Genomic DNA, 18,129 nt, shown 5'->3' with positions numbered 1-18,129 from the left:
CCGCGCGCCCCTCAATATCGAGGGCTCAGGGTCATGCGGTCGCCGTCGTGTTGCATATTGACCCGCTGCAGAAAGCTCATGCCGAGCAGGGCGTAGGGCATTGGGGTGTTGATCACCACGGCGGGTACGTTGTGCAGCTCAATATGGCCCACGCGCACTTTGTCGAGATCAATCAAGGTTGCAGGGATGGTGCCATTGGCGGTGTTGACGGCCGAGGTTCGCCTATTCTGCAGATTGATTCCCAGCCGCTGGGCTTGTTCGCGGCTGAGGGTGATGCGGGTGGCCCCCGTGTCCACCATCATGCGCAACAGTTCGCCGTTGATGCGGCACTCTGTCACGAACTGTCCGTTTGATTTCGCAAACAGAACGGTGCGCTGCGCGGCCGTCGCCCCCACGCCCAGCGGCGCGGCGCCCAGGCCCAGTTGCATTTTCTGCCCGCTGACTTCCACCGTGGCCTGTTGGTCCGAGAGGGCCAACAGTTTCATGCCTTGCACCGTTTGACCGATGCGCATTGTGCGCGGCGCGCCACCGTCGATCACCAGCAGCGCCTGATCGCCAAATTTTCCGGCCAGACCCACGCTTGCCGCCGCAAAGGCCGGGTTGCCGCCAAGCGCAAAGACCGTGCAGGCTAAGACCCAGCGGGCAGCGCGCGCAGCAGACCAAGGGCGCAGCAGCCTGGCGGATTTGCTCACGCCAGCTCAGTCCCGAAAATTGTTGAATGACAGCGGCGCTTCCTCGATGTCTTTGCGCAGCACCGCCATAGCTGCCTGCAGGTCATCGCGCTTGGCCCCGGTGATGCGCACGATGTCGCCCTGAATCGCTGCGGTCAGTTTGAGCTTGGAACCCTTGATCGCTGCGGTGATCTTTTTCGCCAGCTCCTGCGGAATGCCGGCCTTCACGGTGATGACCTGTTTGACCTTATCTCCGGAAATTTTTTCGATTTTCCCGAGATCGAAAAAGCGTGGGTCGATTTTGCGCTTGGCGGCCTTGGCCATGAGCACATCGCGCACCTGCCCGAGCTGAAAGTCGCTGTCGGCCGTCAGCGTGAGCGCCTTGTCGTTCTGCTCGACCTGGGCGGAACTGCCCTTGAAATCAAAGCGGGTGGCGATTTCCTTCGCCGCTTGATCGCAGGCGTTGCGCACTTCGACAAGATCGGGTTCGAGAACGGCATCGAAAGAGGGCATAAGTGAACCTTGAAGATAATGGACGTTTGATTTGTGGGATTCTATGAGCCTGGAACTCGAAACCGATGTGCCCCTGCGCGCATTCAACACCTTTGGCATCGAAGCCACCGCGCGGCGTCTGGTGCGGGTGCGCAGTGCGCGCGATGTTCGTCTGGTGGTCGATCATCCCGAATGGGGACGTTCGCCCAAATTCATTCTGGGCGGCGGAAGCAACGTGCTGTTCACCCGCGACATTGACGATGCGGTGGTGGTGAAGACGGAAATTCGCGGCCTGCGCGTGCTCGAAGACGACGCCCGTTCCACCCTGATCGAAGTGGGCGCAGGCGAGCCCTGGCATGACGTGGTGATCTGGGCGCTGGAGCAGGGCTTCGCTGGGCTGGAGAATCTTGCCCTCATTCCCGGCACGGCGGGGGCGGCGCCGGTGCAGAACATCGGCGCGTACGGCTTGGAGTTGTCCGACCGGCTGGAGTCGGTCGATGTGGTCGACTTGGTCACCGGCCGCAGCGCCACCTTGCCTGCGGCACATTGTCGGCTGGGCTACCGCGACAGCATTTTCAAACGCGAACTCGCGGGCAAGTCGGTCATCACCGCGATTCGCCTGCGTCTGCCCAAGCCCTGGGCGCCTGTGGCGGGGTATGCGGATGTGGCGCGGTGGTTGCAGCGCGAGCGCATCTCCGATCCATCGCCCCACGACGTGTTCAAGGCCGTGTGCGCCATCCGAACCAGCAAATTGCCGGATCCTGCCCAGCTGGGCAACGCCGGGAGCTTTTTCAAAAATCCGGTGGTCAATCGCACCATCCGCAATGAAATCCTGGAAGAACATCCCGACATCGTCAGCTACCCGCTGGACGACGGCACCTACAAACTCGCCGCAGCGTGGATGATCGCCGCCTGCGGCTGGAAAGGGCAAACGCTGGGCCGCGCGGGGGTGCATGAGCAGCAGCCCCTCGTTCTGGTCAACCGCGGCGGGGCTACGGGCGCCAACGTGCTGGAACTGGCGCGCGCGGTGCAAGACAGCGTCGAGCAGAAATTCGGCCTTCGACTTGAGCCCGAACCGGTCATTCTGTGATGCAGGCGATCGTCGATTTTTTCGCCTTCCGCACCTTTGTCAGCCTGGACGTGCTGCGCGTGGTTTACGCGCTGGGCGCCATCGGCATGCCGATGCTGGCCTGGGCGTTCTGGCTGTGGCTCGATCGTTTCGCGCTTTGGCGGTCGATGCGCGGCGTGTCAGCGTCTGCGGTTCGCCGGGTCGTTCCCAAGCGTTGGCGCGTGATCTCTGTTTTGTTGTTTCTACTGTGTTTTTTCTGCATGGAACTCATGTGGCGCATGATGTTTGAATTCATCATCGCCTATCTGCAGATGCACGAGGCCTTGCAATTGCTGTCACAACGCGCGGGCCTGCGCTGACTGCCAACTGGAGAGCTAGCCGATGACGCCCCACACCATTTTGCGCATGGGCGACCCCCGGCTGTTGCGCGTCGCCAAACCGGTGGTCAAGGCGGATACGCCCGAACTTCACGCCCTGATCGCCGATCTGTTCGAGACCATGCAGGCGGCCGGTGGTGTTGGCCTTGCCGCGCCTCAGATCGGGGTTGACCTGGCCGTGGTGATTTTCGGTTTCAGCCAAAGCGCCCGTTACCCCGAGGCGCCTGCTGTGCCGCAGACGGTCCTCATCAACCCGGAAATTTCAGTGCTCGACGATGCCGAGGAAGAGGGCTGGGAAGGCTGTTTATCGGTGCCCGGCCTGCGCGGCTGGGTACCGCGCTTTCGCCGGATTCGCTACCGCGGCATGGATGCCCATGGCAACCCCATCGACCGCGAGGCCGAAGGCTTCCATGCTCGCGTCGTGCAGCATGAGTGCGATCATCTGATCGGCAAGCTCTACCCCATGCGCATCCGCGATTTCAGCCGGTTCGGCTTTACCGACGAGTTGTTTCCCGGGCAGGACATCGCTGACGACTGATGGCGGTTTCCAAAGACTCAACTGAATGGATTTGCAAGCCCGAGCGATTCCGGGGAAATTCACCCGGGATGCCGCCAGCCACGCCAAGCAGCGACGCTCTGCAGAAACGCTCACTTACATCCCTGCTTTGCGTTGCATCAAAACTGCGTGCTAGAGTGTTGCCAGACTCGTTTGAGTCCAGGCCCTTCTAAAGCCGCAATCCGCCAATCGGGCAGCCCGAGCCGCGGAAGGATGTTTTCCCACTGAGCGCCGGGGTGCCCGGCAGACTGTGAGCGCATATGTTGATGCAGAAATTCAAAGCCAATTCCTATCTCTTCGGCGGCAATGCCCCGTATGTCGAAGAGATGTACGAGAGCTATCTCTCTAATCCCGGTTCGGTTCCCGACCATTGGCGCGAATACTTCGATGCGCTGCAACATGTGCCCGCGCTCGACGGCAGCAATGCGCGCGATGTGCCGCATGCCCCGGTGGTGTCGGCCTTTGCCGAGCGCGCCAAATCCGGCCCGATCCGCACCTTGCAGGCAGTGGCCGATGGTGAACTGGCGCGTAAACGGGTTGCCGCGCAGCAACTGATCGCCGCCTACCGCAATGTGGGAGTGCGCTGGGCCGATCTCGACCCGCTCAAACGCACCGAACGACCGAATATTCCGGATCTGGAGCCGTCGTTCTATGGCTTTACCGATGCCGATCTGGAAACCGTGTTCAACGTCAGCAACACCTTTTTCGATCGCGAAAATCTGTCGCTGCGCGAATTGCTCAACAACCTGCACGAAACCTACTGCGGCTCACTGGGCGCCGAGTTCATGTACCTCAGCGATCAGGACCAGAAACGCTGGTGGCAACAGCGGCTGGAATCCACCCGCACGCGCCCGGATGTCGATGTCGAGGCGAAAAAACATCTGCTTGAACGGTTGACCGCTGCCGAAGGGCTGGAGCGCTATCTGGCGACCAAATATGTCGGCCAGAAGCGCTTTTCGCTCGAAGGCGGCGAGAGTTTTATCGTCGCCATGGATACCCTGGTTCAGCGCGCGGGCGCGCTGGGCATTCAGGAAGTGGTCATCGGCATGGCGCACCGCGGCCGCCTCAACGTGCTGGTCAACACCCTGGGCAAACGGCCGCAGGACTTGTTCGACGAGTTCGAGGGCAAACATGCAGATGACTTGCCGTCCGGTGACGTGAAGTATCACCAGGGCTTTTCCAGCGATGTGTCCACGCCCGGCGGCCCGGTGCACCTGAGCCTGGCGTTCAACCCGTCGCATCTGGAAATCGTCAATCCGGTGATCGAAGGCTCCACCCGGGCGCGGCTGGATCGGCGCGGCGACGCGCTCGGCGAAACCGTGTTGCCGGTGCTGGTGCATGGCGATGCCTCGTTTGCCGGGCAGGGCGTGGTGATGGAAACCCTGGCGCTGGCGCAGACTCGCGGCTACACCACGGGCGGCACGGTGCACATTGTCATCAACAACCAGATCGGCTTCACCACCTCCGATCCGCGTGATGCGCGCTCCACGCTGTACTGCACCGATGTGGCGAAAATGATCGAGGCGCCCATCCTGCATGTGAATGGCGACGATCCTGAGAGCGTGGCCTTTGCGACCAGTCTGGCGCTCGACTATCGCAAACAGTTCCATCATGACGTGGTGGTGGATATCGTTTGTTTCCGCAAACTGGGGCACAACGAGCAGGACACCCCCGCCGTCACCCAGCCGCTGATGTACAAAAAGATCGTGGCGCATCCGGGCGCGCGCAAGGTCTATGCAGACCGTCTGGTGAGCCAAGGGGTGATTGCCGCGGCGGATGCCGATCAGTTGGTGCACGAATTCCGCGCCGAAATGGAGTCGGGCATCAGCCTGGAGCCGGTGCTCACCAACTACAAGAGCAAGTACGCGGTCGACTGGTCGCCCTACCTCAACCGCCGCTGGACCGACAGCGCTGACACGGCCCTGCCGATGACCGAGCTCAAGCGGCTGGCCGAGCGCATTACCACCGTGCCAGAGAATTTCAAGCTTCACCCCTTGGTCGAAAAAGTGATTGCCGATCGCGCCAAGATGGGCCGCGGCGAACTGCCGCTGGACTGGGGCATGGGCGAGCACATGGCCTTCGCCTCGCTGGTGGCCAATGGTTTTCCAGTGCGGCTTTCCGGCGAAGACAGCGGTCGCGGCACCTTCAGCCATCGCCACTCGGTGCTGCACGACCAAAGCCGCGAAAAGTGGGACGTCGGCACCTACATCCCGCTGCAGAACGTCGCCGAAGGGCAGGCGCCGTTCACCGTGATCGACTCCATTCTGTCGGAAGAGGCTGTGCTGGGTTTCGAATACGGCTACTCCACCGCCGATCCCCGCACCCTGGTGATCTGGGAGGCGCAGTTCGGCGACTTCGCCAATGGCGCGCAGGTGCTCATCGACCAGTTCATCTCGGCTGGCGAAGTGAAGTGGGGCCGCGCCTGCGGCCTGACGCTGATGCTGCCGCATGGCTACGAAGGGCAGGGGCCGGAGCACTCTTCGGCGCGCCTGGAGCGCTATCTGCAGCTTTGCGCCGAAACCAATATGCAGGTCTGCCAGCCGACCAACCCGTCGCAGATTTTTCATCTACTGCGGCGGCAGATGCTCCGGCCCTTCCGCAAGCCGCTGATCATCATGACGCCCAAGTCGCTGCTGCGGCACCCGCATGCCAAGTCGCCGCTATCCGATCTGGCGAACAGCCGTTTCGAGGTGGTCTTGCCTGAGGTGGAAGAACTGCAGGCCGATAAAGTCAAGCGCATCGTGGCCTGCTCCGGGCGGGTGTATTACGACCTGCTGGCGGCGCGCGCCGAGCGCAAGATCGACGATGTGGCCATCATTCGTCTTGAGCAGCTCTATCCCTTCCCGCACAAGGCCTTTGCGGCTGAAGTCAAACGCTACCCCAATGCGCGCGACATCGTGTGGTGCCAGGACGAGCCGCAGAATCAGGGCGCATGGTTCTTCGTACAGCATCACATCCACGAAAACATGCTCGAAGGGCAGAAGCTCGGTTACGCCGGGCGGCCCGCCTCCGCATCGACCGCGGTGGGCTATTACGCCAAACATGCCGAGCAGCAAAAAGAGCTTCTGAGCGCGGCCTTCGGCAAGCTCAAAGGCTATGTGCTGACGCGCTGATTGATGACGGGCGGCGCGCGTACCGGCCGCCCTGAAACCCCACAAAAAATCTTCTGACACCGTTCACTGGCCGCGCAGTTCCCGCAGTTCCCTTCCTTTCTTCTCGCGGCCGCCTTAAAAATACCGGACTCCATCATGGCGCTGATCGACATCAAAGTTCCCCAACTCTCCGAATCCGTGGCTGAAGCCACTCTGCTGACCTGGAAGAAAAAGCCCGGCGAACCCGTGGCGCAGGATGAAATCCTGATTGAAATCGAGACCGACAAAGTGGTGCTCGAAGTGCCCGCTCCCGAAGCCGGGGTGATGGCGCAGATCGTCAAGAACGACGGCGAATCGGTGACCAGCGACGAAGTCATTGCCAAGATCGACACTGAAGCCAAACCGCAGACCAGCCCGTTGCCCGTGGCGCCGGTCAAGGCGGCTGAATCGGCTGTTTCGGCTCCGACCGCGGTTGCATCTGCAGTTGCGCCTGCGGCTCCCTCCGCAGGCGCTGCGGTGGCTATGCCGGCTGCGGCGAAGATCATGGCCGAGCAGGGCGTGAATCCGTCTGATGTGGCGGGCACCGGGCGCGGCGGCCGCATTACCAAGGGTGATGCCTTGCAGGCTGCGGCTGCGCCCAAGCCGCCGTCCGTTCCAGCCCCAACGCCCGCGCCGAAACCGGCGCCGAAACCGGCGCCCGCTGCGGCCGCAATGCCCTCGCTCACCATCCCCGCGTTGCAGCCGGTGGAGGCCGATCTCGATCTCGCCGCCTACACCGACCGGCCCGAACAGCGCGTGCCGATGAGCCGCCTGCGCGCGCGCATCGCCGAGCGGCTGCTGCAGTCGCAGGCCACCAATGCCATCCTCACCACCTTCAACGAAGTGAACATGAAGCCGGTGATCGACATGCGCAATCTGTACAAAGACAAGTTCGAGAAGCAACACGGCGTGAAGCTGGGTTTCATGAGCTTTTTTGTGCGCGCCGCGGTGCATGCGCTGCGCAAGTTCCCTCTGCTCAACGCCTCGATCGACGGCAATGACATCGTCTATCACGGCTACTTCGACATCGGCATCGCCGTGGGCAGTCCGCGCGGGCTGGTGGTGCCCATTCTGCGCAATGCCGATCAGATGAGTTTTGCCGACATCGAAAAAGCCATCGCCGATTTTGGCGCCAAGGCGCGTGACGGCAAGCTGACCATCGAGGAGCTCACCGGCGGCACCTTCTCCATCAGCAACGGCGGGGTGTTCGGCTCGATGCTGTCCACGCCCATCATCAACCCGCCGCAGTCGGCCATTCTGGGCATCCACGCCACCAAAGACCGGCCCGTGGTCGAAGACGGTCAGATCGTGATTCGCCCGATGAACTACCTGGCGCTGAGCTACGACCACCGCCTGATCGACGGCCGCGAAGCGGTGCTGAGTCTGGTGGCGATGAAAGAGGCGCTCGAAGACCCGGCGCGTCTGCTGCTCGATCTTTGATCCGGGCGCCAAGCCAAGGCTTCATCCGCTTATTCGCGTCGACGCGCCGCGTGCGCGCAACCAGGAAACCATCATGTCTTCGGAATTTGATCTCATCGTCATCGGCGCTGGCCCTGGCGGCTATATCGCTGCCATCCGCGCCGCTCAACTGGGCCTAAACGTGGCCTGCATCGACGCCTGGCGCAATGCCCAGGGCGGCCCTGCGCCGGGCGGCACCTGTACCAATATCGGCTGCATTCCCTCCAAGGCGCTGTTGCAGTCGAGCGAGCATTTCGAGCAGGCGGGGCACGATTTCGCCGCGCATGGCATTGGCGTGAGCGGCCTGTCCATCGATGTGCCCGTCATGCAGCAGCGCAAGGCCCAAGTGGTCAAGCAGAACAACGAAGGCATCCTCTACCTGTTCAAGAAGAACAAGGTCACGTTTTTCCACGGCACAGCCGCGTTCAAAGGCGGCAACGCCGACGCCGGATGGCAGGTCGCGGTGACCGGCAAGGACGCCGAGCAGGTGCTGTCGGCCAAGCAGATCATCGTGGCGACCGGCTCGGTGCCGCGCAGTCTGCCCGGTCTGGACTTCGATGAGCAGCGCGTGCTGTCCAACGACGGCGCGCTGGCCATCGACGCTGTGCCCAAGACGCTGGGCGTGATCGGCGCCGGGGTGATCGGGCTGGAGACGGGCAGCGTGTGGCGCCGCCTTGGTGCGCAAGTCACCCTGCTCGAAGCCATGCCCGACTTTCTCGCCGCCGCCGATGCGCAGATCGCCAAAGAGGCGCTCAAGCAGTTCACCAAACAGGGGCTGGCGATTCATCTGGGCGCGAAGATCACGGCGACCAAGGTGCTGAAAAACGGGGTGACCGTCGATTGGACCAACGCCAAAGGCGAAGCGCAGACGCTCAAGGTCGAGCGGCTCATCGTCTCCGTCGGCCGCAAGCCGAATACCGACTCGCTCGGTGCACAAACTATCGGCCTGCAACTCGACGAGCGCGGCTTCATTCAGGTGGACGCCGACTGCCGCACTAACCTGCCGGGCATCTGGGCGGTGGGTGATGTGGTGCGCGGCCCCATGCTGGCGCACAAGGCCGAGGAAGAGGGCGTGGCCGTGGCCGAGCGCATCGCCGGGCAGAAACCGCACGTCGATTTCAACACCGTGCCCTGGGTGATTTACACCGCGCCCGAAATCGCCTGGGTCGGACAAACCGAGCAGCAGCTCAAGGCCGCAGGCCGCGCTTACAAGGCGGGAAGTTTTCCCTTCATGGCCAATGGCCGTGCCCGTGCCCTGGGTGACACCACCGGATTCGTCAAAATGCTGGCCGATGCGCAGACCGATGAAATTCTCGGCGTGCACATCATCGGCCCGATGGCCTCGGAGCTGATCGCCGAGGCTGCCGTGGCGATGGAATTCAAGGCCGCCAGCGAAGACATCGCCCGCATCTGCCACGCGCACCCCACGCTGTCGGAGAGCCTGAAGGAAGCGGCGCTGGGCGTTGCCGGCCGCACGCTGAACTTCTGATCGGCAGCGCATGAATGTCACCGAGTATTTCGAGCAATCCCTGAGTGAGAGAGGCTTTACCGCGGATGCCGCCCAGCGCGCGGGCGTGGCCCGTCTGCAGCAGTGTTACGACGAATGGGTCGAGTACAAGTCGCGCCGGTCGAGCGCCATTCGCCGGGCCCTGGTGCACCCCGAACTGCCGCGCGGGGTTTACCTCTACGGCGGCGTGGGGCGGGGCAAGTCGATGCTGATGGATGCGTTTTTTGTCACCGTGCCGCTGCTGCGCAAAACGCGGCTGCACTTCCACGAGTTCATGCACGAGGTGCAGCGCGAAATGGCCGCATTGCAGGGCACGGTCGATCCGCTGACCGAGCTTTCCAAACGCATTGCGCGGCGCTTCAGATTGATCTGTTTCGACGAGTTTCACATCAGCGATGTGACCGATGCCATGATCCTGCATCGCCTGCTCGACGGGTTGTTCGATCATGGGGTGCAAATGGTTGCCACCTCCAACTTTCATCCCGACGATCTTTATCCTGACGGTCTGCACCGCGACCGCATACTGCCCGCCATCGAACTCATTAAACAAAAAATGGATGTGGTCAAAATCGATGCCGGTGTGGACTATCGCCACAAAGCCCTGCGCGAACTCAACCTCTACATCACCCCGCTGGGAGACGAGGCGCAAGCCCGCATGGAACAGGCCTTCGAGCGTATGGCTTCCAGCACCGAAGAAGACCCGGTGCTGACCATCGAAGGCCGCGAAGTGCAGGCGCTGCAGCGGGCCGGCGGCGTAGTGTGGTTCAGCTTTCACGAACTCTGCGAAACCCCGCGTTCGCAAAACGACTACCTCGAACTCGCCAGCCGCTTTCACACCGTGCTGCTGTCCGACGTGCCGCTGATGACCGAAGACATGGCCAGCGCCGCGCGTCGCTTCACCCTGCTGGTGGACGTGCTGTACGACCGTCGCATCAAACTGATTCTGTCAGCCGCCGTGCCGCCCGAGCAGCTTTATGTGCACGGGCCGCTCGACTATGAATTCACCCGCACCGTTTCGCGCCTGAACGAAATGCAGAGCGCCGAGTATTTGCGCGAGGGGCGGCGCCAGGGCGAGGCCACGCTGGTATGAACGTCTTCCAAAAGGTTTTCCCAGTCGGGTGGGTGCTGATGGCTTGCCTAGGTTCGAGCGCTGCCCTGGCGGCGGCGCAACCCACCCCGGCTCAAGACGCTGCGCAACAAGTGGTCTTGCAGCAGCAGCGCGCGCAGGTGCAGGCGGAGTACGCGGCGCAGCGCGGCGCCTGTCTGCAGCGCTTTTTTGTCAACGACTGCCTCGACGCGGCACGCGAGAAGGAGCGTGCCGCACTGGCCCCCATCGACACCGATCTGCAGGCCATTGCATTGCGCGGCCGCCTGCGCGCTGCCGAAGACGAACTCCGCCGGGTGCAGGCGAATAGGGCCGCCTCACAGCGCGGACAGCCCGACCGCGCACAAGCCGAGCAGCAGAGCGCGGCGCGCGAAGCCGACCTTGCACAGCGACAGCAGCGGGCCGCCCGACAAGCAGCCCAAAACACAGCACATTCCGCAGCACAGGCCGCTGCAGCGCCGCCGAAGACGCCTGCCACCGCCGCTGCGCCCGTGCCCACGCCTGCGGGGCGCCTGTTTCCGGCCCCAGCGCCGCAAAGCCAGATGAGCCCGGCGCAGCGCGCGGCGGAGGTCAAGCAGGCGGAGGCCGACTTCGCCGCCAAGCAAAAGGCCTACGCCGAGAAGCAGGCCGAGCAGGCGCGCCAGAATGCCGCCAAGCCGTCGGCAGCGCCGTTGCCGGTGCCGCCACCCAGCGCACCGTAGAAGAGCACGCGGGTGCGGCGGGCTACCATGCCCGCCTGTTCATTCGGGCCCTTCGGGCTATAGCGCATGTTGATTGAATCTCCTCTTATCGCGGCGTTCACGCACCAATCCCCAGAGCAACTGCGGCTGCAGATCGGCATTCTGCTGGGCGTTGTGGCGCTGGGTGTGCTGCTGGGCTCGGCGCTTGAAAAGCAGGTGCGCAAGCTGCCCAACTGGAAGACGGCGTTTCGCGCGACCTGGCGCTACGGCCTGGGATTTCCTGCGGTGGCTTTGCTGGCGCTGGTTCTGGTGCGGCATGGTTCGCATCTGCTGCTCAAACTGCCGCTGCTCAAACTGGCGCTGCCGGTGCTGGCGGTGCTGCTGCTGGTACGTCTGGCCGGTTCCGTCGCAAGGCAACGGTTTTCCAAGGATGGCGGCGTGCACTATCTGGTGCGGGTGGTCAGTATCGGCCTGTGGGTGACGCTGGCGCTGCATCTGGCGGGTGTGCTGCCTGAAATTCACGAAGCGCTCGATGCGCTGTCGATCTCCCTGGGTAGTCAGCGCCTTTCCGGCTGGACCTTGCTCAAGGGCGCGGCGTCCATCGCCGTCACGCTGCTGCTGGCGCTGTGGGTTTCTTCGCTGCTGGAATCGCGGCTGATGCGCTCGCCGCTGGACGCCAGCCTGCGTCTGGTGTTCACCCGGCTGCTGCGGTCGGTGGTGCTGTTGGTGGCCATCCTCACCGCCTTGCAGATGGTGGGCATCGATCTCACCGTGCTCAGCGTGTTCGGTGGTGCCTTGGGCGTCGGCCTCGGTCTGGGTTTGCAGAAAATCGCAGCCAACTACGTCTCGGGCTTTGTCATTCTGCTCGAGCGCAGTCTGCGTGTGGGCGACAACGTGCGGGTGGAGACTTTTCAGGGTCAGATCATCGACATCAAGACCCGTTACACCCTGGTGCGCAGTGCCGGGGGCACGGACTCCATCGTGCCCAACGAAATGCTGATCGCCAACCGCATCGAAAACCTCTCGTATAACGACCCCAACGTCTGGCTCTCGACCACGGTGGGCGTGTCGTACGACACCGACGTTGAAAAGGCGCTGGTGCTCATCAAAGAGGCGGCGCAGTCCGTGCCTCGCGTCTTGCAAAGCCCCGGCCCGAGCGCGGTACTCGATGCGTTTGGCGAAAGCGCCATCAACATCACCGTGGGCTACTGGATTGCCGACCCGGAACACGGCACACTGGGCGTGCGCGGCCAGGTCAATCTCGCCATCTGGCATGCGCTCAAACAAAACGGGATCGAGATTCCGTTTCCGCAGCGGGTTTTGCAGTGGGCGCCAGGCAAGGAGCCAGCCGCGCAGGCTGCAGAGCGCCAATAGCGAGCGCAGGCTCCCAACGCAAGGTCTGCGAAAGGCGTCTGCTGCAGCATGTTGTCGAGACAAGGAGACCGATATGCAAGACGCCGACCTCACCCCCAATCGCGCCAACCACGCGCCGCTCACGCCGCTGATCTTTCTGGATCATGCCGCCGACCTTTATCCGCAGCGCTTGGCCGTTCTTCACGGCAGCCTGCAGCGCAACTGGGCGCAGACGCGTGAGCGTTGCCGACGGTTGGCATCGGCCCTGGTGCGACGGGGCCTGCAGCGCGGGGATGTGGTGGCGGTCATGCTGCCCAATGTGCCGACCATGGTGGAAGCGCATTTCGGCGTGCCCATGGCCGGGCTGGTGCTCAACACCCTCAACACCCGGCTCGACGCCGAGGCGCTGGCCTACATGCTGTTGCACGGCGGCGCCAAGGCCGTGCTGGTCGACCCTGAACTGGCGGCCGTGATGCAGCGGGCCGTGGCGCTCGCGGTGGAGCAAGGTCTGGCGCCGCCGCTGGTGATCGACGTGCCCGATCCGGAGTTCGTGCCCGGCGGCCAAGGCATCGGCATGCTGAATTATGAGGCGCTGCTCGCAGAAGGTCTGGCGAGCGAGGCGTTGCCCGATGTGGCCGACGAGTGGGATTCGATCTCCTTGAATTACACCTCCGGCACGACCGGCAAACCGAAGGGCGTGGTGTACTCCCATCGCGGCGCGTATGTGAATGCGGTGTCCAATATTCTCGAATGGGACATGCCCAAGCACCCGGTCTATCTGTGGACCCTGCCCATGTTTCATTGCAACGGCTGGTGCTTTCCGTGGACGGTGGCCGCGCGGGCCGGGGTCAACGTCTGTCTGCGCAAGGTCGAGGCGCAGGCCATTTTCGATCGCATCCGAAGCGCGGGTGTAACGCATTACTGCGGCGCCCCGATCGTCCACAATCTGCTGGTCAATGCACCCGCCGAGATGAAAGCCGGCATTCACCACGCGGTGCGGGCCATGGTCGCCGGCGCCGCGCCACCCGCGGCGCTGATCGAGGGGCTCGAAGCCATGGGTTTCGACCTGACTCACACCTACGGCCTCACCGAGGTGTATGGCCCGGCGACGGTTTGCGCCAAACAGGAGTCCTGGACTGAGCTGCCGCTGCCCGAGCGCGCGCGTTTGAATGCGCGGCAGGGCGTGCGCTATCACCTGCAGAATGCCGCGACCGTGCGGAACTCAGACACCCTGGAAGAAGTGCCGCACGATGGGCAAACCCTGGGCGAAATCATGTTTCGCGGCAACATCATGATGAAAGGCTATCTGGGCAACCCCGAGGCGACCGAGCAGGCTTTTCATGGCGGTTGGTTTCACAGCGGCGACCTCGCGGTGGTCGATCCCGATGGCTACATCAAGATCAAGGATCGCAGCAAGGACGTCATTATTTCGGGCGGGGAAAACATCTCCAGCATCGAAGTCGAAGACGTGCTTTACCGTCACCCCGCTGTGCTGGTGGCCGCCGTGGTGGCCATGCCCGATCCGAAATGGGGCGAGAGTCCCTGCGCGTTTGTCGAACTCAAGCAAGGCCGAACGGCGACCGAAGAAGAAATCATCGCGTTCTGCAAAGCTCACCTCGCAGGCTTCAAAACGCCGCGCAAAGTGGTGTTTGGCGAGGTGCCCAAAACGTCCACCGGCAAGATTCAGAAATACGCCTTGCGCGCACAGGCGCATTCCCGCGAGGCGATTGATCTGTAGATTGATCTGTAGAAATCCGCGTTGAAAGCGGCCCTTCCTGATTCCGCCAAAGGTAATGGGCCCTTTGCGCGGGGCTTGATTTGCGGCCGCGTCCGTCGTTACACTGCCAAAAACGAACGGTCGTTCTATTATGGGTCGGTCGGCCCGTTCAGATCAGGGCGCTGCCTATACTGACCCCACACAACAAACCCTACTGGAGCAATTGCATGAAAGTGCTGGTCGCGGTCAAGCGCGTGGTGGATTACAACGTCAAGGTGCGGGTCAAGTCGGATGGCAGCGGCATCGATACCGCCGGTGTGAAGATGAGCATGAACCCGTTTGACGAAATCGCCGTGGAAGAAGCGGTGCGGCTCAAGGAAAAGGGCGCAGCGACCGAAATCGTCGCGGTGAGTTGTGGTGTAGCCGCCTGCGGCGAGACCCTGCGCACCGCCATGGCGATCGGCGCCGACCGCGGTGTGCTGGTGGAAAGCGAGGCTGTGTTGCAGCCCCTGGCTGTGGCTAAGCTGCTCAAGGCTGTGGTCGAGAAAGAGGGTGCGCAGTTGGTCATTCTGGGCAAGCAGGCCATCGATGACGATTCCAACCAGACCGGGCAGATGCTGGCTGCTCTGCTGGGCTGGTCGCAGGCTACCTTTGCGTCCAAGGTCGAACTCGACGGCACGCTGGCGAAAGTCACCCGCGAGGTGGATGGCGGTCTGGAGACGATCGCGGTCAAGCTGCCCGCCGTCATCACCACCGACCTGCGGCTCAACGAGCCGCGCTACGTTACTCTGCCCAACATCATGAAGGCGAAGAAAAAGCCGATTGATACCCTCAAGCCGGAAGAACTGGGCGTGGATGTGAGCCCGCGACTCAAAACGCTGAAGGTTGCCGAACCGCCCAAGCGCGGCGCGGGCGTGAAGGTGCCCGATGTCGCCACGCTGGTCGCTCGTCTGAAGACCGAGGCTAAGGTCATCTGACCTGCCTGCCCTGAGCGGCTTTCCGCAAGCAACCCATTCGAGGATTTTTCCATGACCGCACTCGTCATTGCCGAACACGACAACCAGGTTCTCAAACCCTCCACCCTCAACACCATTGCCGCCGCGCTGCTGTGCGATCCGCAAGTGCATGTGCTCGTTGCCGGACGAAACTGCGCAGCGGTTGCCCAGGCTGCCGCGCAGGCTGTCGGCGTGAGCAAGGTGTTGTGCGCCGACGCGCCGCAACTCGCCGCGGGCCTGGCGGAAGCCAGCGCTGCGCAAGTGCTGGCTTTGGCGCCGTCCTACAGCCACATCCTGGCGCCGGCCACGGCCTTCGGCAAAAACATCGCCCCGCGCGTGGCGGCCCTGCTCGATGTGGCGCAGGTTTCCGACATCATTCATGTGCATAGCCCTGATACTTTCGATCGCCCCATCTACGCTGGCAACGCCATTGCCACGGTGCAAAGCAGCGACAAGATCTTGGTCATCACCGTGCGCACCACGGGCTTCGACCCGGTGGCCGCGACCGGCGGCACGGCCGAGGTGAGCAGCGTTGAAGCCGTGGCCGATGCCGGGCTGTCCAGCCTGGTCGGGCGCGAAACCACCAAGAGCGAGCGGCCGGAACTCACGGCGGCGAAGATCATCGTCTCCGGCGGGCGCGGCCTGGGCAGCAAGGAAAACTTCGAGGCCGTGATGACCCCGCTGGCCGACAAACTCGGCGCCGCGATGGGCGCCAGCCGCGCTGCGGTCGATGCGGGCTATGCCCCCAACGACTGGCAGGTGGGGCAAACCGGCAAGATCGTCGCGCCGCAACTCTATGTGGCCGTGGGTATATCCGGCGCCATCCAGCATCTGGCCGGTATGAAAGACAGCAAGGTCATCGTCGCTATCAACAAGGACGAAGAAGCGCCGATCTTCGGCGTGGCCGATTACGGTCTGGTGGCCGATTTGTTCACTGCCGTGCCGGAAATGGTCAAGCAGATTTGAGGCTTAAACCCCGCCCGTTCACAACGTGTTGACACCCGACGACAGCCGCGCAGACGGCTGCTCCACAAACATCCCCAGACGGAGACTCGCATGAGCTATACCGCCCCCATCCGCGACATGATGTTCGACCTCGAACATCTCGCAGGCCTGGAGTCCATTTCCAAACTGCCAGGCTTCGAGGACGCCACCCCCGACACGGCGGCCGCAGTGCTGGAGGAATGCGGCAAATTCAACCGCGATGTGATCGCCCCGCTGAACCGCGAGGGCGACCTCCATCCCAGTGCCTGGGCAGACGGCAAGGTGACGACCACCCCGGGGTTCAAGCAGGCGTTCCGGCAATTCGTCGATGGCGGCTGGCAAGGGCTGCAGCATTCGGCTGAATTTGGCGGGCAGGGTTTGCCCAAAAGCATCTCGGCGGCCTGCACCGAAATGCTCAACAGCGCCAACCTCAGTTTCGCGCTGTGCCCGCTCTTGTCAGACGGCGCCATCGAAGCCTTGCTCACCGCGGGTACCGATGCGCAGAAGCAGCGCTACATCCCCAAGCTGATCTCGGGCGAGTGGACGGGCACCATGAACCTCACCGAGCCGCAGGCGGGCTCTGATTTGGCGCTGGTGCGCAGCCGCGCCGAGCCTCAGGGCGACGGAACTTACCGGCTGTTCGGCCAGAAAATTTACATCACTTACGGCGAGCACGACATGGCGGACAACATCGTCCACCTGGTGCTGGCCCGCCTGCCGGATGCACCGGCCGGGGTCAAGGGCATTTCGCTGTTCATCGTGCCCAAGGTGCTGGAAGACGGGCGGCGCAACGACGTTTGGTGCGCCTCTATCGAACACAAGCTGGGCATCAAGGCTAGCCCGACGGCGGTGCTGATTTACGGCGACGGCAAGGGCGAGGTGGGAACCGGCGCGATTGGCGAGCTGGTGGGCGAGGCCAATCGCGGGCTGGAATACATGTTCATCATGATGAACGCGGCCCGCTACGCCGTGGGCCTGCAGGGCATTGCCGTAGCCGAGCGGGCTTACCAAAAGGCGGTGGCCTATGCCAAGGATCGGGTGCAGTCGCGCCCGGTGGACGGCAGCGCGGCGCAGTCGGTGAGCATCGTGCATCACCCCGATGTGCGCCGCATGCTCATGACCATGCGCGCGCTCACCGAGGGCTGCCGCGCGCTCGCGCTGGTGGCCGCGAGTCTGCACGACGTGGGCCGCGCCCATCCCGATGCCGGGCAGCGCGCTGCGCACGAGGCGGCCTACGAGTTTCTGGTGCCGCTGGTCAAGGGCTACTCGACAGAGATGAGCATCGAGGTGGCGAGCCTGGGCGTGCAGGTGCACGGCGGCATGGGCTTCATCGAAGAGACGGGGGCGGCCCAGTATTACCGCGACGCCCGCATTCTCACTATCTACGAGGGCACCACGGCCATCCAGGCCAATGATCTGGTGGGACGCAAGACGGTGCGCGATGGCGGCGCCCTGGCGCTGCACTTCGCCGCGCGGGTGAGCAAGGTCGAAGAAGCACTCACGGCCACGGGCGATGCGCAGGCCGTGGCCATGGCCGGCCAGCTGCGGCAAGCCCGCGAAGCGTATTCGCAGGTGGTGGCGTTTGTCGCGGCGCACGGCAAGTCCGACCCCAACGCGGTGTTCGTGGGCAGCGTGCCTTATCTGATGCTGGCGGGCAACCTGATGGCCGGTTGGCAGATGGCGCAAAGCTGGCTGGCCACGCGCGACCTTCCGGCGGATGAAGCCGCCTTCGCCCAAGCCAAACGGGCCACCGCTGCGTTTTACTGCGCCCACATCCTGCCGCGCTGCGGCGGTTTGCGCGACGCAGTCTTGAGTGGCGCCGACAGCGTGATGGCCCTGCCGGTGGAGGCGTTCTGAGATGAGTCTGCCCGCCATTCTTTCCAAGCTGCGGCTGCCTGTCATCGGCTCGCCGCTGTTCATCATCTCCAATCCCAAGTTGGTGATTGCGCAATGCACCGCGGGCATCGTCGGCAGTTTTCCCGCGCTGAATGCCCGCCCGGCGTCGCAGCTCGACGAATGGCTGGCCGAAATCAC

Annotated in this window: 15 protein-coding genes and 1 pseudogene; 14 read left to right on the top strand and 2 right to left on the bottom strand. The window is 63.3% G+C overall.

Features of this window, described 5'->3' with window-relative positions; all coding sequences use genetic code 11:
* Positions 1 to 11 precede the first annotated feature (11 nt).
* Both B7X30_RS06395 and B7X30_RS06390 read right to left on the bottom strand, forming a co-directional pair.
* Positions 12 to 692 carry a retropepsin-like aspartic protease family protein gene (locus B7X30_RS06395; RefSeq protein WP_013105672.1) on the bottom strand — a complete coding sequence of 227 codons (681 nt, stop codon included), beginning with the start codon at positions 690 to 692 and terminating at the stop codon, positions 12 to 14.
* Between the two features lie 6 nt (positions 693 to 698).
* Positions 699 to 1,184 carry a YajQ family cyclic di-GMP-binding protein gene (locus B7X30_RS06390; protein ID WP_013105673.1) on the bottom strand — a complete coding sequence of 162 codons (486 nt, stop codon included), beginning with the start codon at positions 1,182 to 1,184 and terminating at the stop codon, positions 699 to 701.
* Positions 1,185 to 1,227: 43 nt separating this feature from the next.
* Here B7X30_RS06390 and murB point away from each other — a divergent pair, with 43 nt between their 5' ends.
* The 14 genes and pseudogenes from murB to B7X30_RS06320 all read left to right on the top strand — a co-directional run.
* The gene (gene murB / locus B7X30_RS06385) at positions 1,228 to 2,253 is read left to right on the top strand and encodes a UDP-N-acetylmuramate dehydrogenase (RefSeq protein WP_286729916.1); all 1,026 of its coding nucleotides are present in this window, start codon (positions 1,228 to 1,230) and stop codon (positions 2,251 to 2,253) included.
* The gene (locus B7X30_RS06380; protein WP_286729914.1) at positions 2,253 to 2,591 is read left to right on the top strand and encodes a DUF4282 domain-containing protein; all 339 of its coding nucleotides are present in this window, start codon (positions 2,253 to 2,255) and stop codon (positions 2,589 to 2,591) included. Before murB ends, B7X30_RS06380 begins: the two co-directional genes overlap by 1 nt.
* Before the next feature lie 22 nt (positions 2,592 to 2,613).
* Positions 2,614 to 3,147: a peptide deformylase gene (gene def, locus B7X30_RS06375; protein WP_286729913.1), complete on the top strand. Its 534-nt coding sequence runs from the start codon at positions 2,614 to 2,616 to the stop codon at positions 3,145 to 3,147.
* Positions 3,148 to 3,425: 278 nt separating this feature from the next.
* Positions 3,426 to 6,278 (top strand): 2-oxoglutarate dehydrogenase E1 component, encoded by a 2,853-nt coding sequence (locus B7X30_RS06370; RefSeq protein WP_286729911.1) that lies wholly within the window; start codon positions 3,426 to 3,428, stop codon positions 6,276 to 6,278.
* Between the two features lie 135 nt (positions 6,279 to 6,413).
* Complete coding sequence (gene odhB / locus B7X30_RS06365) at positions 6,414 to 7,736, top strand: 2-oxoglutarate dehydrogenase complex dihydrolipoyllysine-residue succinyltransferase (RefSeq protein ID WP_286729910.1); 1,323 nt, start codon at positions 6,414 to 6,416, stop codon at positions 7,734 to 7,736.
* Positions 7,737 to 7,809: 73 nt separating this feature from the next.
* A complete protein-coding gene (gene lpdA / locus B7X30_RS06360) occupies positions 7,810 to 9,243 on the top strand; it encodes a dihydrolipoyl dehydrogenase (protein WP_286729908.1) in 1,434 nt (477 codons plus the stop codon).
* A 10-nt stretch (positions 9,244 to 9,253) separates the two neighbouring features.
* A complete protein-coding gene (zapE, locus tag B7X30_RS06355) occupies positions 9,254 to 10,351 on the top strand; it encodes a cell division protein ZapE (protein WP_276728648.1) in 1,098 nt (365 codons plus the stop codon).
* Positions 10,348 to 11,067 carry a hypothetical protein gene (locus B7X30_RS06350; RefSeq protein ID WP_286729907.1) on the top strand — a complete coding sequence of 240 codons (720 nt, stop codon included), beginning with the start codon at positions 10,348 to 10,350 and terminating at the stop codon, positions 11,065 to 11,067. The genes zapE and B7X30_RS06350 overlap by 4 nt, the downstream gene beginning before the upstream one ends.
* Before the next feature lie 66 nt (positions 11,068 to 11,133).
* On the top strand, positions 11,134 to 12,420 hold the full coding sequence (locus tag B7X30_RS06345) for a mechanosensitive ion channel family protein (RefSeq protein WP_286729906.1): 1,287 nt from the start codon (positions 11,134 to 11,136) through the stop codon (positions 12,418 to 12,420).
* 73 nt (positions 12,421 to 12,493) lie between these two features.
* A complete protein-coding gene (locus B7X30_RS06340) occupies positions 12,494 to 14,137 on the top strand; it encodes an acyl-CoA synthetase (RefSeq protein WP_286729904.1) in 1,644 nt (547 codons plus the stop codon).
* A 206-nt stretch (positions 14,138 to 14,343) separates the two neighbouring features.
* Positions 14,344 to 15,093: an electron transfer flavoprotein subunit beta/FixA family protein gene (locus B7X30_RS06335; RefSeq protein WP_286729903.1), complete on the top strand. Its 750-nt coding sequence runs from the start codon at positions 14,344 to 14,346 to the stop codon at positions 15,091 to 15,093.
* 51 nt (positions 15,094 to 15,144) lie between these two features.
* A complete protein-coding gene (locus B7X30_RS06330; protein WP_286729901.1) occupies positions 15,145 to 16,077 on the top strand; it encodes an electron transfer flavoprotein subunit alpha/FixB family protein in 933 nt (310 codons plus the stop codon).
* Positions 16,078 to 16,167: 90 nt separating this feature from the next.
* Positions 16,168 to 17,952 carry an acyl-CoA dehydrogenase gene (locus B7X30_RS06325; protein WP_286729899.1) on the top strand — a complete coding sequence of 595 codons (1,785 nt, stop codon included), beginning with the start codon at positions 16,168 to 16,170 and terminating at the stop codon, positions 17,950 to 17,952.
* 1 nt (position 17,953) lies between these two features.
* Positions 17,954 to 18,129, top strand: a pseudogene (locus B7X30_RS06320) (nitronate monooxygenase); the annotation flags it as partial.

The organism is Thiomonas sp. 13-64-67 (assembly GCF_002282795.1).
GTDB lineage: Bacteria > Pseudomonadota > Gammaproteobacteria > Burkholderiales > Burkholderiaceae_C > Thiomonas > Thiomonas arsenitoxydans.
The sequence above is the reverse complement of the archived record's forward strand: the minus strand, read 5'-3'. Positions and strand labels throughout refer to the sequence as shown.